At 56.4% G+C, this 23,197-nt stretch carries 17 protein-coding genes; 7 read left to right on the top strand and 10 right to left on the bottom strand.

Annotated elements, in window-relative coordinates; translation table 11 throughout:
* Positions 1 to 84: 84 nt before the first annotated feature.
* Both G536_RS0119370 and arfB read left to right on the top strand, forming a co-directional pair.
* Positions 85 to 819 carry a PA2169 family four-helix-bundle protein gene (locus tag G536_RS0119370; RefSeq protein ID WP_022825261.1) on the top strand — a complete coding sequence of 245 codons (735 nt, stop codon included), beginning with the start codon at positions 85 to 87 and terminating at the stop codon, positions 817 to 819.
* A gap of 160 nt (positions 820 to 979) precedes the next feature.
* Positions 980 to 1,387, top strand: coding sequence for an alternative ribosome rescue aminoacyl-tRNA hydrolase ArfB (gene arfB, locus G536_RS0119375; RefSeq protein WP_022825262.1), 408 nt, complete (start codon positions 980 to 982; stop codon positions 1,385 to 1,387).
* A gap of 69 nt (positions 1,388 to 1,456) precedes the next feature.
* Here the strand turns inward: arfB and G536_RS0119380 are convergent, their stop codons facing one another.
* The 3 genes from G536_RS0119380 to mgtE all read right to left on the bottom strand — a co-directional run bounded on the left by G536_RS0119380 (position 1,457) and on the right by mgtE (position 4,650).
* Positions 1,457 to 2,188 carry a hypothetical protein gene (locus G536_RS0119380; protein ID WP_022825263.1) on the bottom strand — a complete coding sequence of 244 codons (732 nt, stop codon included), beginning with the start codon at positions 2,186 to 2,188 and terminating at the stop codon, positions 1,457 to 1,459.
* Between the two features lie 44 nt (positions 2,189 to 2,232).
* Positions 2,233 to 3,150, bottom strand: coding sequence for a magnesium transporter CorA family protein (locus tag G536_RS0119385; protein WP_022825264.1), 918 nt, complete (start codon positions 3,148 to 3,150; stop codon positions 2,233 to 2,235).
* Positions 3,151 to 3,264: 114 nt separating this feature from the next.
* Complete coding sequence (gene mgtE, locus G536_RS0119390) at positions 3,265 to 4,650, bottom strand: magnesium transporter (RefSeq protein WP_022825265.1); 1,386 nt, start codon at positions 4,648 to 4,650, stop codon at positions 3,265 to 3,267.
* Between the two features lie 359 nt (positions 4,651 to 5,009).
* On the opposite strand from mgtE, the gene G536_RS28950 reads away from it, so the two are divergent.
* From G536_RS28950 to G536_RS0119405, 3 genes are all read left to right on the top strand, one after another.
* Positions 5,010 to 5,825: a cyanophycinase gene (locus G536_RS28950; protein WP_051167044.1), complete on the top strand. Its 816-nt coding sequence runs from the start codon at positions 5,010 to 5,012 to the stop codon at positions 5,823 to 5,825.
* A 178-nt stretch (positions 5,826 to 6,003) separates the two neighbouring features.
* A complete protein-coding gene (locus tag G536_RS0119400; RefSeq protein WP_022825267.1) occupies positions 6,004 to 7,251 on the top strand; it encodes an OmpP1/FadL family transporter in 1,248 nt (415 codons plus the stop codon).
* Between the two features lie 21 nt (positions 7,252 to 7,272).
* On the top strand, positions 7,273 to 8,718 hold the full coding sequence (locus G536_RS0119405; protein ID WP_022825268.1) for an SGNH/GDSL hydrolase family protein: 1,446 nt from the start codon (positions 7,273 to 7,275) through the stop codon (positions 8,716 to 8,718).
* A 73-nt stretch (positions 8,719 to 8,791) separates the two neighbouring features.
* Here G536_RS0119405 and G536_RS0119410 read toward each other — a convergent pair whose 3' ends face one another.
* Positions 8,792 to 9,799 (bottom strand): YpdA family putative bacillithiol disulfide reductase, encoded by a 1,008-nt coding sequence (locus G536_RS0119410; RefSeq protein ID WP_022825269.1) that lies wholly within the window; start codon positions 9,797 to 9,799, stop codon positions 8,792 to 8,794.
* A gap of 210 nt (positions 9,800 to 10,009) precedes the next feature.
* Between G536_RS0119410 and G536_RS0119415 the strand changes: the two genes are divergently transcribed.
* A complete protein-coding gene (locus G536_RS0119415; protein WP_157530783.1) occupies positions 10,010 to 10,927 on the top strand; it encodes a class I SAM-dependent methyltransferase in 918 nt (305 codons plus the stop codon).
* 94 nt (positions 10,928 to 11,021) lie between these two features.
* Here the strand turns inward: G536_RS0119415 and polA are convergent, their stop codons facing one another.
* The 5 genes from polA to G536_RS0119440 form a co-directional block, all read right to left on the bottom strand.
* Complete coding sequence (gene polA, locus G536_RS0119420; RefSeq protein WP_026880390.1) at positions 11,022 to 13,910, bottom strand: DNA polymerase I; 2,889 nt, start codon at positions 13,908 to 13,910, stop codon at positions 11,022 to 11,024.
* A 174-nt stretch (positions 13,911 to 14,084) separates the two neighbouring features.
* A complete protein-coding gene (locus G536_RS28955; protein ID WP_022825272.1) occupies positions 14,085 to 16,508 on the bottom strand; it encodes an MG2 domain-containing protein in 2,424 nt (807 codons plus the stop codon).
* Positions 16,509 to 16,539: 31 nt separating this feature from the next.
* Positions 16,540 to 17,724, bottom strand: coding sequence for a DUF4249 domain-containing protein (locus G536_RS0119430; RefSeq protein ID WP_022825273.1), 1,185 nt, complete (start codon positions 17,722 to 17,724; stop codon positions 16,540 to 16,542).
* A 4-nt stretch (positions 17,725 to 17,728) separates the two neighbouring features.
* Positions 17,729 to 20,503, bottom strand: coding sequence for a TonB-dependent receptor (locus tag G536_RS0119435; RefSeq protein ID WP_022825274.1), 2,775 nt, complete (start codon positions 20,501 to 20,503; stop codon positions 17,729 to 17,731).
* A gap of 56 nt (positions 20,504 to 20,559) precedes the next feature.
* Entirely contained in the window at positions 20,560 to 21,351 is a 792-nt protein-coding gene (locus G536_RS0119440) for a hypothetical protein (RefSeq protein ID WP_022825275.1), read from the bottom strand.
* Positions 21,352 to 21,611: 260 nt separating this feature from the next.
* Between G536_RS0119440 and G536_RS0119445 the strand changes: the two genes are divergently transcribed.
* On the top strand, positions 21,612 to 22,247 hold the full coding sequence (locus tag G536_RS0119445) for a DUF1684 domain-containing protein (RefSeq protein WP_051167046.1): 636 nt from the start codon (positions 21,612 to 21,614) through the stop codon (positions 22,245 to 22,247).
* A gap of 62 nt (positions 22,248 to 22,309) precedes the next feature.
* Here G536_RS0119445 and G536_RS0119450 read toward each other — a convergent pair whose 3' ends face one another.
* On the bottom strand, positions 22,310 to 23,188 hold the full coding sequence (locus tag G536_RS0119450) for a glycerophosphodiester phosphodiesterase family protein (protein ID WP_026880392.1): 879 nt from the start codon (positions 23,186 to 23,188) through the stop codon (positions 22,310 to 22,312).
* Positions 23,189 to 23,197: the final 9 nt, after the last annotated feature.

Raw genomic sequence — 23,197 nt, forward strand, 5'->3', positions numbered from 1 at the left:
GTAGCCTATTTGTAAGCTCAACCTAACTCATTGAAACGGAATGGCGTAAGCGACGACACGAATCATCCTTATACGCTCAGAGCCATGAAACAACCTCAGCAATCAACCACGCCCGACAGCGGCTTGCCAAACGTTACTGCCCCCGATCAAGCAACCGATACCAACGGCGCCGCCAACCTCCTCGACCAAGCCAAGGAGTGGGTGAACGAAAGCAAAGTGCCCGAGTTGCTCACCCAGGTGAAGGTGCCGCAGTCAGTGAAGGACGCCGGTACCACTGCCCTCAACAAAGTCAACAAGCTGACCACCACTCAAAAAGTGGTGGGTGGCGCACTGTTGGCCGCCGGTGTGGGCTACTTAGCCGTACGCAGCCGCAAACCCAAAGCCAGCGCCCAAGCGGCTACTTTGCACGAGCTGCTGCTGTTCGTGAACGACCGGATTGAAGGTTATCAGCGCGCCGTAAACGAAAGCCAAGACGATAAGCTCAGCGGCTATTATAAGCAGCTAGTTAGCCAAAGCCAGCAGTTTTCCAACAAGCTCAACCAGCACCTGCGCCAGCAGGATGGCAGCCAGGAAAAAGGCAAAACCGTGAAAGGCCGCCTCTACCGCGCCTGGATGGATGCCAAAGCGGCCCTCACCGGCGCCGACGAAAAAGCCATCCTCGGCTCCAACATCTACGGTGAAGAGTGGGCTCTGAAAGCCTACGAAGATGCCCTCGACCAAGACACCCTCGCGGGCACGTTGCGCCTGGAAGTGGAGCGCCAGTATGCCATTTCGCAGAACACGTACAAGGAGCTACAGAAGCTAGCTGACAAGCTGTAAGCGCCTCGCTACCCAACAAGCCCTGCTGGCCGTGCTCTACCGTTGTAGCATCGGCTGGCAGGGCTTTTTGTGTGCTGGCTAACACACAGCGTGGCACTGCCTACCTACTTTTACGTAGGCTGGGTTGCTTATCCTTCGCTGTTCTATTTCTTTGCTTGCTATGCTTCCTCCCGCCGCCGACTTTCTGCCCGAACTAGTATTCCAAACCAGCCGCAGCAGTGGGCCGGGCGGCCAGAACGTGAACAAGGTGGAATCTAGAGTGGAGCTGCGGTTTCGGCTGCCCGAGTCGCAGCTGCTTACTGACGAGCAGAAGCAGGTGCTGCAAGTGAAATTGGCTTCCAAGCTGACCACCGAAGGCGAGCTGCTGGTAGTAGCCCAGGAAGACCGGAGCCAACTCCGCAACAAGGAAACCGCTCTCCGCAAATTCCACGAAATGTTGACCAAAGCCCTGCACAAACCCAAAGCGCGTAAAGCCACCAAGCCTAGCAAAGGCGCCGTGCGCCAACGCCTGGAATCCAAGAAAAAGCACGGCGACAAAAAGACGAACCGGGGCCGGGTGGATTATTGAATGGGGTAGCTGCTACTTAGCTGGCTGGAACAATCAACTGTCCAAAAATCAACGCTTAGATAGTAACGCTCAATTTAAATCCAGCCCGAACAGCACCCCAAACCACGGCTTGCGCTGGTAAATCCAGTTGATTCCGTCGGGGCCCAGCAACTGGTCGAAGCCGATGGCTAGGCCGAGGTTGAAGATGCGCGCATCGTAAATGGCCGCGCCGCCGGCGTGCACCACAAACCCTTCATACTCGGCCACGCGGGTTTGCTGGTTGGTTACGTCGGGGTTGATGATAGTAGAGCCTAATCCCGTAAACAGGCCGTAGCCCAGCCCCACCGTCCGGATTTGCGGCTCCTGATGGCCGTTCAGGAGTTGCTTGCTGTTGACGTGGTAGAAATCGAGCCGGCGGCCGAAGTACAGGGCCGCGTTGAAGTTGGTGTTGAGCTGCACCGGCACCGGCCCTTGCGGCGGCCGGGCTTTGAAGGGAATCGTGAAAACGTCGAGGTCGAACTTGCGGTCCAGCAGAATGACGTGGTTTCCCCGGCGCACGGCGTAGCTGAACTGCCGCGCCGCACCACTCGCCGGCTGCGACAGAAACGTAAGCGAATCGTGGTTTTGCTCCACATAAAAAGCCCGGTCCGGCTCCACGGAGGCGGCCAAAGCGGGGTCGTTGGTTCGGAAGAACTGGTAGTCGCCGGGCTCCAGGGTGGGCAGGCGCCCCACGGCCGCGCAGCCACTCAGTAGCACGCTAGCCGCCACCAATGGCCAGCCACGCCAGCAAGAGGTGCAACGCAGAAAGTTGAAGTGCGGCATAGGCTAAGTTATCATGGTATCACGTCACCCGATCAATACCTCAATCAAATCCAACCTTTGCGCTTGAACCACACATAGATACCCACCGATATGACCACCATACTCACCATAGCAATGGGGTAGCCGAGTTTCCACGTAAGCTCGGGCATGTGCTGAAAGTTCATGCCGTAGATACCGGCAATGAAAGTAAGCGGCAGAAAAAACGCCGAAAACACCGTGAGTACCCGCATGGCCTCGTTGGTGCGTTGCGACGACAACGACAAGTACAGGTTCATGAGGTTGGTGGCGCCCCCATCAAGCTGCTGGTACATGGTTTCCACTTTCACCTGCAAATCCTGGGTGTCTTGCAGCAGCGTGCTGTCGTTGGTGTTAGCCGCCGTTTGCCGCCGCAGCATAATCAGAATATCGCGGGTTAGGAGTAGCAGCTGCTTAGCGGCCGAGGCTTTGCGTTTCAAAAAGTAAAGTCCCTGCAAAGCGTTGGGTACTTCCTGCTTCAGAAAGATTTCGGTTTCATAATCATCCAGCTCCTTGGTGAGCGTGAGGGCTGGTTGCACGTAGCTGTTGAGGGCATAGCGCACGATATGAATGGCCACTTCCACCGGCGAGTCGCACTCTTCGCCGGGGGCCCGCGCTATATTCTTGAGGGCGCTCAGTACTGGGTGCGGCCGCCGGTGCACCGTGATTAGGTACTTCGAGGAGTAGAAAATGGCAATCTTGGTGCTCAGCTCCTGAATGGTGTCGGCCTGGGAGCTTTCGGGCATGCTAAACACCCGCAGAATTACGAAGTTCAGCCCGTTGGTCGATTCAAACTTGGGCAGGTGCGTGGGTTCCAGGCAGTCCAGTACCAAAGAATCGGGCAGGTCGTACTGTTCGGCTACGGCTTGCAGCTCGGCGGCAGTGGGGCCGGTGATATCGAGCCAGGCAAAATCGGCTTCCTGGCGGGTGAGAAGGGTTTCGGTCATTGGATTTAGCTGTTAGCTATCATTGGCTGTTAGCGGCGGGCTAGTAGCTGGTAGCCCGCTTACGTCAACGGCAAAGCCAACAGCTAACAGCCCGCCGCTAACAGCCAAAACATTCTACAGCAGCGTGCCGCGCAACACCATGGTTGCCACCGAGAAGTAGATAATCAGCCCGGTTACGTCCACCAGCGTAGCCACGAAAGGGGCCGAAGCCGTAGCCGGGTCGAGGCCCAGGCGCTTGAGCAGCATCGGCAGCATAGCGCCGGCCAGGGCACCCCACAGTACAATGCCCAGCAGCGAGAAACCCACTGTAATGGCAATCAGCTGCCAGTATTGGCCGAAGTACCCAGGGTCAACCACGGTGGCCCACAGCACAATGCGCAACGAACCGACCACGCCCAGAATCAAGCCCAGTAGCAAGCCCGACTGCAACTCCCGCCGCATCACCAGCCACCAGTCGCTGAGCTTGAACTCACCCAAACTCATAGCCCGGATGATAAGCGAGGTAGCCTGCGAGCCCGCGTTGCCGCCCGCCGAAATAATGAGCGGAATAAACAAGCCCAGCACGGCCGCCTTCTGCAAGTCGTCCTCAAAATGGTGCATGGCCGAGGTGGTCAGCATTTCGCCGATGAGCAGAATCACCAGCCAGCCGGCCCGCTTCTTTACCATGCTCCAGATAGACGTAGCCAAATAGGGCTCATCTAAGGCCTCCGAGCCGCCCAGTTTCTGAATATCCTCGGTGTCTTCCTCTTCCCGGATGTCTAGAATGTCGTCAATCGTTACGATGCCGAACAGCACGCCTTCGTCGTTCACCACCGGCAAGGCGCCCCGGTCGTTGCGCCGGAACACGTCGATGGCCTCTTCCTGGTCCTGCATGGCCCTGAGCGACACGTAGCGGTGGTCCATCAGCTCGCGCACCTGCTTTTGCGGGTCAGCCAGCAGCAGCTCCCGAATCCGAATGTCATCAATCAGCACACCCCGCCCATCGGTCACGTAGAGCATGCTCAGCGTTTCTGATTGGCCGCCGTGCCGCCGAATGTAGTCGAATACCTGTTGCACCGTCCAGTTTTCCCGGATAGCAATGTAATCAGGCGTCATCAGGCGGCCCACCGAGTACTCGGGGTAACCCAGCAGTTCCAGCGTCACCTTGCGCTCCGACTCCGACAGCGTCTGAATCAACTCCCGCACCAACTCGTCGGGCAGAAATTCCAGCAGCGCCGTCCGGTCATCGGGCGACATTTCGTTGAGGATGTTGGTGATTTTCTCCTGGGTCAGGTTGGTGAGGAAGTGCTTTTGCACTTCCAGGTCCAGGTATTCGAACACCTGCGTGGCCAGCCGTAGCGGCAGCAGCCGGAAAATAATCAGTTGTTCCCGCTCTTCTTCCTCCTCAATCAGCTCGACCAGCTCGGCCGGTTCGTAGAGTTTGAGGAGTTCTTTGAGTTTAAAAAACTCGCCCTCCTGAATCAGGGACGTGATGTGCTCGGTGGTCGGATGCTGATTCATGAATAATAGAAGGGCAGTGTCTCGCTAGGCAAGGGGAATTGGTGATTGAAACGGCGCGCAAAAATAGCCGGATTCCGTGGCTCAACCGCACAGTAACAGAAAAATAGCAATGGCACGAACCGCTATGTGGTAGCCTCAGCCACCCGGCAAACTCAGAGGTATAAGGTTGAGGTTGGAGCAGAAGCCAGGGAAGAAAGTAGGCGCTGCCCTCGCGACTAAACGCCAGCAGGCCGCTTTGGTTGAAGCCTGGTACTGATCAGCTTCGTGGCTTTTCCGGACGCAAACCGCGCTATCCTGGTTTTCCAGCCAGCCAAAAGTTGCGGCGACCCGTACATTTGAGCGTCCTCTTCGCGCTTCTCATGCCCCAACCAACGCCTGCTGCTTTGCCCCTCGGCACTCTTGTTGCCCTCGGTGGCGGCGACGACGATGCCCTGCTCGCCCTGCTCTGCGACATGCTGCCCACGCTGGATACGCCGGTCGAAATCCTGACTACGGCCTCCAGCAACCCCTCCCGTACCGCCGGGGCCTACGAAAAAGCTTTCCACGATTTGGGCTGCACCGCTGTCCGACACTTACCCGTGAACGAGCACCACCCCGCCGATACGCCGGCCACCCTGCGGCGGCTAAGCCGGGCCGGCCTGGTATTTTTCACCGGCGGCGACCAAGAGCGGATTGCGGAATACCTGCGCGGTACCGAGTTTCTGACGCATCTCCAGCACCGGTTCCAGACCGAGGCCAGCTTTATCATATCGGGTACCAGTGCCGGCGCCGCCGCTTTGCCTGGCCACATGCTGGTAGAAGGCTACGGTTGGCGGGCCATGCGCAAAGGCGGCATCCAAACTATGCGCGGGTTGGGGCTGTTACCCAACCTGTTCATCGACCAGCACTTTGTGGAGCGGGGCCGTTTCGGGCGCCTGATGCACGCCTTGCTGGCCCATCCTAGCTACCTGGGCCTGGGGCTGTCCGAAGAAACCGGCATCATTGTGCGGGGCGGCGCCGTGGCCGAAGTGTTCGGCGACGGTCTGATGATAGTGGTAGACGGCAACCACCTGCAAGGCAACAATATCGGGCGGGCCGGCCGCGGTGAGCCAGTGAGTGGCCAGGACCTGCGCGTGCATTTGCTGGTGGCCGGCCAACAACTGGATTTGCGCACGCGGCAGATTTCAAAGGTGTGAAATAAACAATATAGCTTGCACTATACTGCGGCAATGTATTGTTAATTAAGTACTTACTCACTAAGTATTTCTATTCACTAAAATCTTGATGAAGTTTGTTAGGCAAGCCTACTAATTATTGCTTTTTTCGCATACATTTAATCCCTTAGTCCTCAATTCTCACCCATTTCTTGTTTTTATGGACTCTAAATTTTTACTCCTTGCGGGAGGAGCGTTGCTGTCCGCAACGGTGGCTTCGGCAGGTGGTTATCAGGTGACGCTGGCCGGGCAGAAAAACAACGGCATGGGCGGCGTCGGGGTGGGTCTGTCGCTCGACCAGGCCGCCATGTTCTACAACCCCGGTGCCCTGGCCATGGTGCGCGACCGGGGGGTGCAGGTGGGCGTCAATTTCACGCTGGCGCGCAATGCGTACGTGGCAGAAGGCGGCAGCCAGCAGCGGGAATTGCGCAATAGCACCGTTACGCCGTTCAACCTGTACGCTGGCTTTGGGCCGGCCGAAGGGAAATTTCGGGCGGGCATTGCGGTGTACACGCCATTCGGCAGCAAGCTTCAATACGCCAACGGCTGGGAAGGCCGCACTTCTCTAACGGATATTACCCTGGAGTCTATTTACGTACAGCCTACGTTCAGTTATGCCATTACTGATAAGCTGAGCATCGGGGCGGGCCTAATGATTCTGGCGTACGGCTCGGTGAACTTGCAGCGCGACATTCCGTTGCCCGATTCGTTCGGTCACATCGAACTGGATGGTAAAGCCGAAAACAAGGTGGGCTACAACGCCGGTATCTTCTTCAAGCCTTCCGAAAAGCTGAGTGTTGGTATCAGCCACCGCTCCAAAATTGATGCGCAGGTGAAGGGCGGCGACGTTTCGTTCACCAACGTGACGTCTAGCTTTGCTTCGCGCTTTGAAGCCACCAAATTCGACGCCACGCTGCCGCTGCCGGCTACTACCAGCCTCGGACTCGGCATCATGCCCAATGAAAAACTGACCATCGGGTTGGATGTCAACTTTGTGCAATGGAGCAAGTACCGCGTGCTTCGCTTCGACTTCGATAAACAAGTCAATGGTAGCACTTTCAGCGAGTCGAAACGCTATTATCAGGATGCGCTGACGTTCCGGGTGGGTGGGCAGTACAAGCTCACCAGTGGCCTGACCGTACGAGCCGGTGGTAGCTACGACGCAACACCCGTGAAAGACGGCTACGTAACGCCCGAAACCCCCGACAACGACCGGATTAGCGGTACGTTGGGGGCTTCTTACTCGTTCGGTAAGTTCGGCCTGGACATATCGGGGCAATACATTTCCATTAAGAAGCGCACCCAAACCACGCAGGATCTGCTCAACAACGGGACCACCGACCGGATTGCCGGTACCTACAAAACCAACATCGTGATTCCAGGCCTGGGCCTGAACTACAACTTCTAATCGCGCCGCGTTTCCCACCCCATGAACACATTTCTATTTCGCAAGTCTGCGCCGTTGGTGGCGCTGCTAGGCCTAGGTCTCAGCGCTTGCCAGCCCGACCTAGAAAACGATGTGAAGCCTAGCGCCGGCTCGGTCGACTTCTCCCGCTACATTGCCGTGGGTAATTCCCTCACGGCTGGTTTTTCAGATAATGGTTTGTATTTGAGTGGTCAGCAGGCTTCGTATCCTAACCTGCTAGCAGGGCAGTTTCGGCAGGCCGGCGGCGGCGATTTTGTGCAGCCCTTGTTTCAGGCTGGTCAGGAAAATGGTTCGGGTTATCTACGCCTAGCAGGTTTTACTAGCACGGGTTCACCCATTACCGCCAATGTAACCACCAGTCTGGCTCTGAGGAGTGGGGCCACGGCTGCCCGGCCGCTCTACACCAAGTACATCGAGCCAGTGAACAATTTGGGGGTGCCAGGTATCCGGCTTTCGGACATTGAAACTGTTGGTTATGGCAGCACGGCTGGTAACCCCTATTTCGAGCGTATTACACCCGACGCACAGGCTACTCAAACCTATCTGGCACGAGTGGCCGCCTCTAATCCTACGTTCTTCACCAACTGGCTGGGCAACAATGATGTGCTAGGCTATGCCACAGCTGGTGCGGCAGCCAGCTTCCTAACGCCTATAGCTGACTTCACCGACAAGAACACCAAAGTCATCAATGCCCTGACCGCAAACGGCGCGAAAGGCTTAGTAGCTACCATTCCGGACGTAACCAATATTCCGTTCTTCACTACAGTTGGGCCGGCTTTCAAAGCTACACTCACCACCAACAACGTGCCCGCCGTAATTATTACTACCGGCGGCTTCAATACGTCGCTCACCGGTACGCCACCTACCCGGCGCACCATTGCCACATCCACCATCCGCGACGCTAGCGGCAACGGTGTGCAGCTATTTACGCTGACATCCTCACCCTATGTGGCGCTGTTTGGGCGGCCCAACAATGGCAAAGCCTGGCGCGATGTATACAATCAGGCGCGTCCTTCATTGCCAGCCGTTGTCACTTTAGGTCTGTTTCTACAGCTGCAAGGCGTGGATACCACTCAGGCGTTCGGGGCTAGCAATGGCAACCCAATTCCAAGTACGCTGGTCCTTGACGATACCGAGCAAGCCACGGTACGCTCGGCCACTACCGCTTTCAATGCCGCAATTACGGCTAAGGCTAACGAGAAAGGATTGGCCATCTTCGATGCTAATACGTTCTTCACGCGGGTAGCCAGTGCTGGTATCATCACAAACGGCGTGACCAATACGGCCAGCTTCATCAGCGGCAACCTGTTTTCGCTGGACGGCGTGCACCCTACTCCTCGGGGATACGCAGTGGTAGCCAATGAAATGATTAAGGCCCTCAATGCCAAGTATGGCGCCCGAATTGCGGAGGTAAATCCGAACGACTATATCGGAGTGAAATTTCCGTAATAGCCAAATGCCAACTTGATTTAAACCCCTTATCTGTTTTTCGGATGAGGGGTTTTGCGTTTAGCAGTTGTTTCTACTGGGGCGTGAGTTGCACGGGTTGCAGTACTTCTGGTAGTTCCGGAGCGGCCTCGCCGGCCAAACGCGCTGCAATTACCTGGGCGTGGTAGCGGCCATTCTCGATAAACCAACGGCTGGTGTTGAGGCCGCCACAGACGGTGCCCGCCAAGTACACGCCGGGCCGGTTGGTTTCCAGCGTATCGGCGTCGTGGGTAGGGGTTTGGGCGGCGTCAGTCTGGCAGGTGATGCCGAGGGCTGCCAACAACGAGAAGTCGGGGTGGTAGCCGGTGAGGGCATATACGTAGTCGGCTGGTACCGTAAGTAGGCCGTCGGGTGTATCGAGCTTCACGGAGTCGGTGAGGATGCGCTGGATGGTAGCGTTGAAGTGCACCTTGATGCGGCCTTCCTTGATGCGGTTCAGCAAATCGGGCCGAATCCAGTATTTCACCGAGTTGCTGATTTCTGGGCCGCGCACCACCATCGTTACGCGCGCCCCGGCTCGTAGGAGCTGTAAGGCCGCTTTGGCCGAGGAGTTTTTGGCGCCTACTACTACTACATCCTGGTCGACATGGGCATATGGCTCTTTGTAATAATGGTTGACGTGGGGCAGGTCTTCGCCCGGCACGTTGAGGTAGTTCGGCACATCGTAGAAGCCAGTGGCAATGATGACGCTGGCACAGGTTATGCGGTCTTTCTCGGTCACTACTTCATACTGGCCCGGTTCGCCTTCCAGGCTCATTACCCGTTCGTAAAGGCGCAGGTTGAGCTTTTCGGTTTGGGCCACGCGGCGGTAATAGTCGAGGCCGTCTTCGCGCAGGGGCTTATAGCTACTGGTAGGAAAGGGATGCCCCCCGATTTCCAGCAGCTCAGGCGTGGAGAAGAACTCCATGTTGGTGGGGTAGCCGATGATGGAATTTACCAGTGCCCCCTTGTCTACCACCACTGCCGTCAGTCCGCGCCGCTGCACTTCCAGCGCGCACGCCAGCCCCACCGGCCCAGCTCCAATTACAACCACATCAACCATATATATCAACTTTAGAAATCAGTGAAAGTGCGGCCCGACGAAACGGCAAGCGCGCTAAATAAGACCAATACGGCGGAATGCCGCGGCCGGTACGAAGCAGCTTGCTCCTGCCCGGCCAACGCTACGCCGCCCGTGCTTAAAACAGTGAAAGCCCACCTACGGGTTTCGGGGATAAGTGCGAACTTGCTTCCTGATTTGATTTCGAGCACTATGCGCACTTGTGATTTATGCGGGCATACCGATTTTCGGCCGCGCCCTTTCTACTACACCTTAGAAGGGCAGCGCCTGCAAGGTGTGCAGTGCCAGTACTGTGAGCTGGTATTTCTCGACCCGCAGCCCACACCTGCACAATTGGAGCGGCTCTACGGCAAGGAGTATTTCACGGAGCGCCCCAACTACGACCGGACCATTCAAGACCAAAAGTTCATCGAGGAAGGGGCGGCGCTGGATTTGAGTAAGCCCCGCGCCGATAAGTTCACCGATTATATGTTGCGCCACTACCCCGGCCGGCACTTCCGGTACCTGGAAGTGGGCTGCGGACCAGGCTACACGCTTAAGAGCCTGCAAAGCCTAGGCTGGGAAACGCACGGCCTCGAAATATCGGCTCACGCCGCCGAATTTGCCCGCACGCAGTTGGGCTTGCCCGTCGTAACCGGCAACATCGAAACCGCCGAGGATTTCCACGAAAGCCAGTTCGACTTAGCCTACCTCGGCGACGTGCTGGAGCATTTGCTGTCTCCTTCGGCTACCATTGCCAAGTTCCAGCGCATTCTGGCGCCCGGTGGCTTGCTGGTACTGGCCTTGCCCAGTGTGCTCAACTTGCCCAGCATGCGGGCCGGTTTTGCGCTATATAGCCTGCTGGGCCGGCAGCGCCGCATGGATTTGCCGCCGTATCACCTCTACGAATTCACGCCCACCACCATCCGGAAAATGCTGGCCAAGCACGGCTTTGAGGTAGTGGATTTGCTGAACCCCGTGAAAAAGCCCCAGCAGATTCGGTTGGGCGGCAACCCCGTGGAACAAGCCGGCAAGCTACTGGGCCAGTACCCCACCTACTTGCTGAATCAGGCCACCGGCCGCTTCGGCGACCGAATGTTTGTGGTAGCTAAAAACGGAAAGCCGAGCTGATTTTGTAGCTCAACCTCCCGTTTAACTTCTATTTAAACAGCCAGCCCGTCCGGTTTCATTAAACTGATTGCAACTGGATGAGCTTGTTTATTATTTAGTGTGCCTGCAACCAGTTGCGGCCGGTGCCTACTTCCACTTCCAGGGGTACACCGTGCGGTAGCAGCAAAGCCGTAGCCATCAACTCCTTGATTTTGGGCGTGATATACTCGATTTCTTCCTGTACGGCGTCGAACACTAGTTCGTCGTGGACTTGGAGGATCATCTTGGTGCCGAGCTTTTCCTCTAGCAGCCAGTCATGAATGTTGATCATTGCCTTCTTGATGATGTCGGCTGCTGTGCCCTGGATGGGGGCGTTGATGGCGTTGCGCTCGGTGTAGCCGCGTAGGGTAGCGTTGCGCGAGTTAATGTCGCGCAGGTAGCGGCGGCGGCCCAGCAGCGTGGTAGCGTATTCCAGTTCTCGTGCCTTATTGATGCTTTCGTCCATAAATTGCTTCACCGACGAAAACTCCTGGAAATAGGTGTCGATAATTTCGGTGGCCTCCTTGCGGCTGATGCCGATACGCTGGGCCAGCCCGAAGGCCGAAATGCCGTAGATGATGCCGAAGTTGACGGTTTTGGCTTTGCGCCGCATCTCGCCATCCACTTCGGCTAGCGGTACGTGAAATACCTTGCTGGCCGTACTGGTATGAATGTCCTGGCCCAACCGGAACGCTTCAATCATGGTTTTGTCGCCCGAGAAGTCGGCCATGATGCGCAGTTCCACCTGCGAGTAGTCGGCGGCGAGCAGCACGTGGTTTTCGTCGCGGGGCACGAAGGCTTTGCGGATTTCGCGGCCTTTTTCGGTGCGGATGGGGATGTTCTGGAGGTTAGGGTTGGTGCTGCTGAGGCGGCCGGTGGCGGTTACGGCTTGGTTGAAGCTAGTATGCACGCGGCCATCCAGCTCACACACCAGTTGGGGCAAGGCCTCCACGTAGGTACTGCGGAGCTTGGTCAGCTGGCGGTGTTCCAGAATCAGGCCGGCCACGGGGTTGTCGGCGGCCAGCACACTCAGAATTTCCTCGCCGGTGGCGTATTGGCCGGTTTTGGTTTTCTTGATTTTGCCACCACCGAGGCCCAGTTTATCGAACAGGATTTCGCCTAGCTGCTTGGGCGAGCCAATGTTGAACTCCTGCCCGGCAGCCGTGAAAATCTGCTGCTCGATATCCACAATGTAGCCTTGCAACTCGGTGGAATATTCGCCCATAGCAGCGCTATCAATCTTCACACCCTCATATTCGATGGCCGATAGTACTGGTACCAATGGGTTTTCCACCTCATTCAGCAAATCTAGCAAGCCCACTTCTTTCAGCAGCGGCTCGAATACGTGCTTGAGCTGCAAGGTCACGTCGGCATCTTCGCAGGCATAGTCCGACACTTCGGCCGGCGGAATGTCGGCCATGGTTTTCTGGTTTTTGCCTTTCGGGCCAATAAGCGAGATGATGCTGACGGGCGTGTAGTGTAGGTAGGTTTCGGCCAGCACGTCCATGTTGTGGCGCATGTCGGGCTCGAGCAAGTAGTGGGCCAGCATGGTATCGAACAGCGGCCCTTCAACCTCCACGTTATAGTGGCGCAGAATGGTGAGGTCGTATTTGATGTTCTGCCCAATTTTGAGGATGCCTTTGGCATCGAAAAACGGCCGAAACTCGTCTATCAGGGCTTGCGCGGCGGTGTGGTCGTCGTGCGGGACAGGCACGTAGTATGCCTCGCCGGGCAGCCAGCAGAACGATAAGCCTACCAGCCGCGCCGTCATGGTGTCGAGGCCAGTGGTTTCGGTGTCAAAGCTGACCTCTGCCTGCTGCAATAGGAAGTCCAGCAACGACTTGCGCAACTCGGGCGTGTCGATGAGGTGATATTGGTGCGGTATGTCGGCAAGGGTGAGGCGCGGACCGGCGGGGGCACCAAAGCTGCCGGTTTCGCCTTCTTCGGCACCAATGGCCACGGCTGCGTCGGAACTGCTGCCGAACAGGCTGCCTTGGCCTTCCGTGACCTTAGGCCGCCGGGCCCCGCGTGGAGTAGGAGCCGCAGTGCTGCTTGTGCCAGCCGCGCTGCCGCCGCCTAGTACGCGGGCAGCTAGTTGCCGAAACTCCAAGTCGTCGAACAGCTGGCGCAACGCATCTTCATCGGGCTTGTCGAGCACTAGTTTGTCGGCTTCAAACTCGATGGGTACGTTCAGGTGAATGGTGGCCAGTTCCTTGCTCATCAAGCCCTGCTCAGCGAAGTTGCGCACGTTTTCCTGCTGCTTGCCCTTTAGCTCGTCCACGTTGGCAATCAGGTTTTCCACCGAGCCGTACTTCTGAATTAGGGTTTTGGCCGTTTTCTCGCCGATGCCGGGAATGCCAGGAATGTTGTCGGAGGCGTCGCCCTGAAGGCCCAGAATGTCGATAACCTGCTCGGGCCGCTCAATCTCGAAGCGTTGCAGCACGTGCGCCACATCCAGGACTTCAGCAGCGTTGCCCATAAAAGCCGGGCGGTAGATTTTTACGCAGTCGGTTACCAGCTGGCAGTAGTCTTTGTCGGGCGTCATCATGAACACTTCCCCAAAGCCCTGCGCCTCGGCTCGGCGCGCCAACGTGCCGATTACGTCGTCGGCCTCGAAGCCATCTACCACTAGAATCGGGATGTTGAAGGCCTTGATAATCTTCTTGATATATGGAATGGCCAGCCCAATATCCTCGGGCATGGCTTGGCGTTGGGCCTTGTAGTCGGCAAACTGTTCGTGGCGGAATGTCTTTTTCTGGGCATCGAAGGCCACCCCGATATGCGTGGGCTTTTCCTTCTGCAACACCTCTACCAGTGTGTTGGTGAAGCCCAGAATGGCCCCAGTATTAAGGCCCTTGGAATTGACGCGCGGGTTCTTGCTAAAGGCAAAATGGGCGCGGTAAATAAGAGCAAACGCGTCGAGCAGAAAGAGCTTGTGGGGCTGGTTGGCGGCAGTATCGGTCATGGAAGCGAAGGTACGGAAGCGGATAAGGATAGCAGAAAGGTTGGCTACTACTCCTACGGCTACAGTCAACAAACGACAAGCAAGAAGAGTGGCAAAATGCGCCTTACCCACGAAAAAGCCGTTGCTGAATTGCTTCGGCAACGGCTTTAAGGCGTTGAGTGGCCGCTGAGGTTGTTACAGTGCCTGTTTCACTTCGAACGTGAAGCTGGTGCTGCCGGCCAGCCCAGTTTTTGAGAGGCCCTGAAGTACCACTATATAACGCCCGGCCTGGTCGCTGGTGTAGAAATCCAGCGTAGCCGGTGTGGTGCTGGTGGTCGATACGCTGGGGTTCCAGTAGAGTAGGTTGCGCAGGTCGGGGAGGCGGCTTTGGCGGGCCTCGGGCGTGTCGTAGCGGGGGGCGTAGAACTCGCGTTGCTCTTGCAAGCCCTCGTAGCGCTGCACTAGCACCCGCGCGTCGAGCGGGAAGCCTTCCAGGTCGCCTTTATAGGTGGTGTAGCTCACCAGACCATCGTACATCATAGCGCCGTGCAGATAACGGCTGTCCATTACTTCCAGCTTCCTGATTTTCAGCGGATCCATGGCCATCATCTTGTTCAGGTTGAACACGGGCACGCCATCGAGCAGCACCATGGGATTTTCGGTGAGCAAGGTTTTGTTGGTCTTATCAACCACCAAGAAATGAAAGCCGTCCTTTCGGATGCGTACTACCACGCCCGGCACATACTCGCGCATCACTTCCTCCAACACCTTAAAACGGGTGTACTTGTCCAGAAAGTAGGTTTCGTCGGGCTTGCCATAAAAACCCGAGCTGTCTACTACGGCTATTCTGGCTAACGCTGGCGCCTTGAAGTTACGGGCATACGTGGCCTGCACCTGCGTCTGAAAGTGACGTTTGGCGTAGTCGGCCTGGAAGCGGGGAAGGGGAGCAAAAGGCGCGGCCCGGAAGCCACTAAACTGGCTGGTGAATGGCGAAAGAATTTCAAAGCGGCTGGTGCTGTCCTGCCGCGGGTTGGTTTGCAGCACTACGTCCTGGGCACCATAAAAATTATCTAGCTCGAACTGCGCCAGACCACTAGCATCCGTCCGAGTATTGTTGAGTTTGATAATTCGGCTAGGGACTGACAGATAAGCAACCACCCCCCCGGCTGGCCGCTTAGACTCGGGCGAAGCTAGCCGAGCCTGGAGCAGCGGGGCGTTTAGCTCCGGCAAATGCTCAAACGTAGCAACAGAATCAGCCAGAATCTTTTCCCACCGAAACCGGCTCCAGCCCTGGGTCAGCATCAGGTTGTCGGCGGCGGCGGTGGCGGCTGGTTCGGTAGTGAAGTAATACGCGGGGTTTTCAATCCGGCCGCGTAGGTCCGACGTCAGCCACAGGTAGCTGTTGATGTCGGCCGCCGCCGTAGACGTCAGAGAATCCAGCCGATACACGGCCATCGATAGGTTAGCGCCTAGCGGCTGATCAGCCAGGCCGGTGGTAGCCACCTGCAAGCTCACTTTATCGCGGCTGGCGTACTGGGCTTTATCGGGGCGGGCGGCAATAGCTAATTTGCCGGTGGGCGGCTGAAAGTATAGCCGTTCACACAAAGGAGTATGGTTGGCGTCAAACAGCGTGAAATGCGAAATGCCATCAAGCAGCTGTTTTTTGCTGACCGTGAAGCTGGCGCGGCCATTAACGGTTTGGGTACGGGCCGTTACCGATACCTGCTGCCGGGCATGCCCCAATAAATACAAGGTTTCCGACTGCGCTTTTGTAGTGCTGACGGTGAACGTAAGGGCATCGGGGCTGCTGTTTTCTAGGTGCAGCACGTAGCCTTGGTCGAATAGCCGTGGCAACGACCGCCGGATAGCTGGAGCTTTCTGGGGCGTAACCACCGCGGTATACGTCTGGCCAGCTTCTGGCGTGAAGCTAAAGCTACCCATACCCGCCGTTAGAGTCTTGAAATCAACTATTACCGTTCCGTTTTGATTGAGTAGACGGCCCTCGGCTGGCACGCCCCGGCCGGTACGGTTGGTCACTTTGAAAGCTACCTTGCTGGCAAGGCCCTGCACTAGGTTGCCGCCTTCCGGGAAAAACTGCACCTCATACGCCGCCGAATCTTTGTTGGCCACGGCCCCCGAGGCGGTGAGCGTGTTGAGTATCGTTACGGAGCTATGAAAGTAAGAGTCCGGCCCGAAGTTTTTCATCCAGTTGGTATAAGCCCGCACCGTATATGTGCCAGAAGCCAAGGTGGCCGGCAGCACAAAAGCACCTTGGCCAGTAGCATCTTTCAGGGGAACTTTAGCCTGCAAAACGGCTCGGTTGTCGTGGTCGAGCACTTCTACATAGGCCACCTTGCTTAGCTTCAATGGCTGAGCGTGAGTGCCTTCCACGGTATACGCCTTGAACCACATGGTTTCGCCAGTGGTGTACAGGGGCCGGTCGAGGTGCAGAAATAGTTTCTCGGGCAGCGCGGCTTTCTGGTAGCGGCTGAACCGGCTAGCCAGCCCACCCAACGAATCGGAAGGAGCCTGCGCTGCCACATGGTTTGCTACTGCCAGCCCAAGCAGCAGCCCCAAGCAAGGCGCAAGGCGAGTAACTGTAGTTATCAATAAGGTCATACGGGTGCAATAGGTATACTTCACTTGAAAATTAAGGCCAGAAGCTAGGCTTCACTTCGGTACCTCGTGTGCGGCAATCCACACAGTCACGGGCCTTAGCTAAATAAGCTACCACTGTGCCGGCAGGGGAATAAATCCGGTCAATTGGCAAGTAGCCTGGGTTGTTGAAGTAGCTTAGCAGGGTTTCAGAAACTGGCCGAGGCGGTCGGTCCTTATACAAAAAGACGGTGTCGGGTGGTATACAATCCCTGTAGCCATTGGTAATAGGCCAGGTTCCAGGAAGCTCAGATCGGGAAATAAAGAGGCGTTTCTCTTGAATGGAATAGGCACCAACGTATCCTAAGGCTAATTCAGGCTCGTTGGTAAGACAACGGATGTTGCCGGTAAGCTGAGAAGGCAGCGGATCGAATAGTGTGCCGATGTTTTCGGTGTTTTTCTTAAGCTGGTCCCAGTACATATACTCCTCCGCAGTCTGGGCATACTGCTTAACTTGGATGCTGTATTTATACGCAAGTAGGTCGGAGGACGTGGGGAGTGAGCGAATAGGATAGTCCGCTACTACATCCTGGGTTAGCCGGATGGTATTGCTGATTTTAATTTCAGTGGATTTGGTGTTGCCCCAGCAAATGGTAGGAAATGGCACCGTTATGTCCTGTATCTGTCGGTTTTTGTATTCTACCACCGGCGAATAGGGCGGCCTGATTTCCCAGGTTTCCTCGTACTCCCAGCGGTAATACCGGGTGGCACTGGCGTCGTCGTGGCTATTAACATAGATGGTTAAGCCGTTATTAGCGGCGCGCCACGTAACGGCATCGATAGGCGGCGTGGTCTTGACTGGCACGAAGGATGATGCGTACTCCAAGCCCGCTGCTGTGCGAATGGAAAGGCGATAGTTCTTGGCTGGATTCAGGGTCAGGCTGGCCGAGGTATAGGTGCCTTTCACGCTGCCTTCCAACACTGGATAACGAGTACCACCTTCTTCCTCAATGAATAAAGTAGCGCGCGTTTCGATGGGTGGGGCTGTTTGGGCCGCTATATCAAACGTGCGTGACAGTTTGATACTGGTACTGCCCCGACTGTTAATGAAGCCATCAACCACCAGATAGCTCTTAGTGGTACTAATGGCGTCGGGCATGTAGGGGTCGATGCAGCCGGATAAAGCCAGGGTCAAGCACCACAGCACGGCCAGCCGGAGAGAGAGGGATAGTGCGCGCATCTAATTAGAACTTGAAGTTATAGGTGATAGTAGGAATAGGCTGGCCGAAGATGGAAAGCTTATAGCCTTTGATTTGGCCGTTTTCCGATTTGAAGTAAATGGAGTACGGGTTGCGGCGGCCCGTGAGGTTGTACACGCCCAGCGTCCAGGAGCTGTGGGCCAGTTTCTTCACCTTATGGCTGCCTTCGATATTCAGCGCAAAATCGGCGCGGTAATAGTCGGGTACGCGGTAGGCGTTGCGGTCGGAGTAATACACGCGCAACGAGTTGGCTACGTAGTACTTGGCTAGCGGCAGCGTGATGGGGCGGCCGGTACTGTAGTTGAAGTTCAGGGAAGTGCTGAAGCGGCGGCTGAAACGGTAGTTGCCAATCAGCGTCACATCGTGCGGTTTGTCGAAGTTGCTAGGGTAATAGCGGCCCCCGTTGATTTGCTCGGCCGTGGTACCGGTATTCACTTGCACCAACGAACGGGAATAGGTGTAGCTCACCCAACCGTTGATTTTGCCGGTCAGCTTCTTCACCATCACCTCCACCCCGTAGGCCTTGCCTTCGGCATTCACGATGTCGGTTTCAATGTGGTGATTGAGAATTAGGGTAGCGCCGCTCTTGTAGTCCACGAAGTCACGCAACGACTTGTAGTAGGTTTCCACCGACGTTTCGATGGTGTTGGACTTGAAGTTGCGGTAGTAGCCAATGGAGTATTGGTCGGCGAGCTGCGGGCGAATGTTGGCGTCGCTGAGCTTCCAGATATCGGCTGGCGACACGGAGGCTGTATTAGTGAGCTGGTGAATGTACTGGCGCGTGCGGTTGTAGCTGGCTTTCACCGAAGAATTATCCGACACGGCATACCGGGCCGACATCCGATACTCGGGGCCGTGGTAAGTGGCTAGTACCTTGCCTGAGTTGTAACGCACCGTGTCGGTGATGCTGCTTTCACTCCGCGTCACGCCCGGCGCGTAGCGGTACACGTCGCGCGGGCCGAGCGCATTGAACAGGGAATACCGCAACCCCAAGGATACCGACAGCCGCTGGTTGACATCAATCCGGTCAGAGACGTACAGGGCGCTTTCCAGGGCCTGCTCCCGCGCCAGAATATCTGGGTTAATCAACGACTCGGTACTGTTGGGCGTCAGGCTGCCCGGTGAAATATCGTAGCGCAACGTGCTGACCCCGAAGTCGATGGTGTGCTTGGAGTTAGGAAAGTAGCTGAAGTCGAGTTGGGCGTTGGTTTGGTTGATGCCGTACTTCAGGCTGGAGGCGTTTACTGGGTTCTTCTCGCTGGTAATGTCGTAGGCGTAGCGGCTGTAAGCACCGGTAAGCACGGCGTACAGTTTGTTGTTGAAGTTGTGCTGCCACTTCAAACTGGCATTCTGGTTCACATATTTATACGAGGTGTCACTGGCCAGCCGGAATTTATCGGCGCTGAGGTAGCCAGTAGCGTACAGCGTATTCTTATCGTTGAGCTGGCTGCTGACGTGGGCACTAACGTCGTAAAACGCCGCCGAACTGTTGCGGAACGAGCTGTTGTCGAGGCGCTTCAGAATCCAGTCGGAGTAGCTGGTGCGGCCACTGATGATAAAGGCCGTTTTGTCTTTCACAATCGGGCCTTCCAGCGTCAGGCGGCTGGTCAGCGGCCCAATGCCGCCGGAACCCGAAAACTTCTTCTTGTTGCCTTCCCGAGTCTTGATTTCCAGCACCGATGACAACCGCCCGCCGTACTTGGCCGGAATGGCGCTTTTATACAGCTCCACGGTTTGCAGAATGTCGGGGTTGAACGCCGAGAAGAAGCCGAACAAGTGCGACGGATTATAGATGGTAGTGCCGTTGAACAGAATCAGGTTCTGGTCGGTGGCGCCGCCGCGCACGTTCAGGCCGGTGCTGCCTTCCCCCACCGACTTCACGCCTGGCAGCGTAAGCACCACCCGCAGAATATCAGTTTCGCCGAAAGCCGTGGGCACTTGGCGCATCGTTTTGATATCCAGCTTCTCCAGGCCCATTTGCATGCCGGTCACGTTCTTGTCCTTCTCGGCCTCAATCACCACTTCTTTCAGCGGCGTAATATCTTCTTCCACCTCTATTTCCAGTTTGCCATCGGCCCGTAGCACCACTTGGCGCTTGGTGTTTTTGATGCCGATACCCCGGATTTTGATGTCGTGGCGGCCTACGGGTAGCGTGAGTGAGTAGTACCCAAACTGGTCGGTGCTGGTGCCTACAGCGGGAGCTTCGGTATAGATGGTAGCCCCAATTACCGGCTCGCCCGATTTCAACTCCCGCACATGGCCCGCCACCGTGGCTTTGCCGCTGCTTGAGCTGCCGTTGCCTATTTCGTACACCTTGTACTCGGCCTCACGCACGTAGCGCGACCGGCCTGGCGCAGTGGTAGGGGCGGCTTCGGTGCGTGGTGCGGGTGCTACGTCGCGGCTGCCGGGAGGGCGGAAAAAGCTGGGCGGTAGCATGGGGTCCAGCTCCACCCCGGCAGTTACAAACACCCGCCGCTCATCGTCGATGGCAAAGCGGTAGGGCGTATTTTGTAAAGCTCGCTCCAGCACGTTGCGTACGGGCTGGTCTTGCACTAGCAGCGTAACGTATAGGCTGTCAACGGCCTGTGGATCGAAGTAGAAGCGGTAGTCGGAACGGGCTTCTAGCAGCGCCACAAACTGCTTGAATGGTACGTGCTGAAAGTCGCCGCTAATAGTTTTTTCGGCGGGTTGCTGGGCCTGGGCGCGCAGGCATAACAAGCTGAATAAGAAGGTGACAAGCAACAGGTAGGCGTGCCTCATATAGAATAGCAGGGTGTGGCAACAGGAAATAAAGAACGAGTACTGTAAGAAGGCTATTACCGCCGCAAACCGGCGTAGTAACGAGTGAGATGCGCAATGTCGGCTTCGCGCCGGGCTTTCTTGAATTTCAGCTTGTTGTCTTTGATATATTGCTGTACTTCCTTGCTACGGTCGGCAAACAGCCGTGTAACAGAGCTTTTTGATTTGACGGGGTAATAGATGCCGTCCTTTTTAAGGAATAGCCTGTCAGTAACGTTGAATTCAATGTCTACTTGTCGTTGATTTATTCTTTCCTGTCTTCTTTTCGCGCGTTTGGCTAGCAGCTGTACTGTACTGTCTACCAGTACCTCGTAGTAGCCGGTGCGGAAAGCAGTTGGAGCCGTGCTATCGGCCTCTATCCGGATGAAGCGGTGCTCGTTGATGGTGAAATAGCGCATATCCTTGTCGAGGAAGCGCACTATAAACGGGCTAGTAGCGTGCTGAATCAACAACTGGTCGAGAACCACATCGTAGCTCAGCAGCAAATCAGAGAAATAGTGGTTGTTGTAATACACACTGCCTGGCTGCTGCTCGTCGGTCAGGAAATATTGGTGACCGATGCGGGCGTGGTAGCGCTTGGCATAATCCACGTATTCGGGCCCGTTGTAGAGCTGCGGATGCGTTACGAATGCTTGGGCGTATTGCTTTTCAAGCACCGCCATCGACGCCGAAACCAGCCGGCTGGTATCAGACTGTGCTTGCGCCTGTTGGTTGCCTAATACAAGAAATAGTAAATGTGCAATATATACTATCCGCTTAGGTGTGAAGTTGCTGGCAAAGTCTTGTAGAGAAGGGTAGTTTTGGAGCATAATGTACTACACTGCAAAGGAGGATAATAAGAGAGGCTAGCACTAGGTATCTGAAAAGTAACAATTAAAATTGTTCAATAACTAAATTAATGCATCGCCCGTAGATGAACCTCAACAGTAACAAGCAGGCCACGCAACGAACGAAGGCCAATGGGCAGTCAGCCTCATCCTGGATTTGCGCTTTTCTGCGCTCAAGTACCGCATCACGTAGCTAAGCGAGTGGCACTGCTAAATCATTTGGCGGATACTTACTTTGGGGCATGAAACAACCCTATGTAGTGGTGTGCTTGCTGTGGTTAGGCAGCGTTTGGGCCCAGGCGCAGTCAACCACGCCGGTGCCACTTTCAAAAGAAGAACACAGCAAGCAAGTGCTGGCTCATCAAGCCGAGCTGAACGCCGAATACCGGGACGCCGCCCGTTCACCGCTGCCGCCGGCTGTGCGCGGCCAATTCACTGGCCTGCCGTTTTTTCCTATTCGGTATGAAGCTTGCGTGCTGGCTCGTTTCGTACGCGACTCGTCGCAGGCGTCATTTGCTATGCCCACCAGCACTGAGCGTAAGGCCATGTACCGCAAGTATGGCGAGCTACATTTCGTGTTGGAAGGCAAGCCGCAACACCTAACGGTGTACCAGAGCCTGGATTTGCTACGCCGCAAAGAGTACCAGGACTACCTTTTCGTGCCTTTCACCGACCTTACCAACGGGCGCAGTAGCTACGGCGGTGGCCGCTACCTCGATTTGCGCCTGGGCCAGATCAAAGACGGGCAGCTGGTGCTGGATTTCAACCGGGCCTACAACCCATTCTGCGCCTATAGCTCCGCTTATTCCTGCCCGGTGCCACCCCCCGAAAACCGCCTCCCCGTAGCCATTGAGGCCGGCGTCATGAGCGACCATTAAACATTACGCCCCAAGCAATAAACTGCCTGGGGCGCGCTGCATACCGTTTGTGAGCGGCTGTGTTAGTGCTTGAATAAGTCCGGGTAATCGGTGATGATGCCGTCTACGTGAAGCTGGGTGAGGCGCTCGATATCAGGGGCGGTATTCACGGTCCAGGGAATGATTTGCAGGCTTTTCTGGTGGCACTCGTTTACCAGGTCCGTCGTAACCAGCTTGTAGTGCGGGCTGTAGATAGTGGGCTGGAAGCTGAGGCGTTGCAGATTAGCGGCCAAACCTTGCAGATTATCCACCAGCAGGGCCGTGCGCCAGGTGGGTTCGGCGCGGTGCACCAGCTCCAGGGTGCGTGGGTCGAATGACTGAATAGTGACGCGGCTGGCAATGCCTTTGGTGCGCACCACAGCCAGCAACAGCTCCACAAATTGCGCTGGCGCTGGGTGCAGTGTTCCGTCGCCAGTTGGGGTGGTTTTGGTTTCAATGTTGTAGCGCGGTGCAGGCAGCTTTTTCAGGCGGGCGTAGGCTTCAGCCGAATCAATGACTTCGGTGAGCAGGGGCTTGTAGGTGCGCAGTTTCTGCTGCCGCGGAAACTTGGCGTTGCCGTGGCTGCCCACATCGTAGCGCCGGATGGTGGCGTAGGGCAGGGAGTAGAGGCGGTGCCTGGGCTCGTCGGCTTTGGCAATCGGCTGGCCTGCGGGCGTCAGCACGAAGTCGGCATTCATGAACGGGTCGTGCGAGAGAACCAGCTGCTGGTCCTGGCTGACCAGTACGTCCATTTCCAGCGTGGTGACACCCAAATCCTGGGCTTTGCGCATGGCCGGAACGGTGTTTTCGGGCATCAGGCCGCGGCCACCGCGGTGGCCCTGCCGGTCGAGGGTAGCTGCCGACTGCGCCGTAGCGCCGAGCGTAGCCAGCAAAGCGGGTAGCAGGAAAACGAGCTTGGGCATTTCGGAAGG

Origin of the sequence: Hymenobacter norwichensis DSM 15439, assembly GCF_000420705.1 — a bacterium.
Taxonomy (GTDB): domain Bacteria; phylum Bacteroidota; class Bacteroidia; order Cytophagales; family Hymenobacteraceae; genus Hymenobacter; species Hymenobacter norwichensis.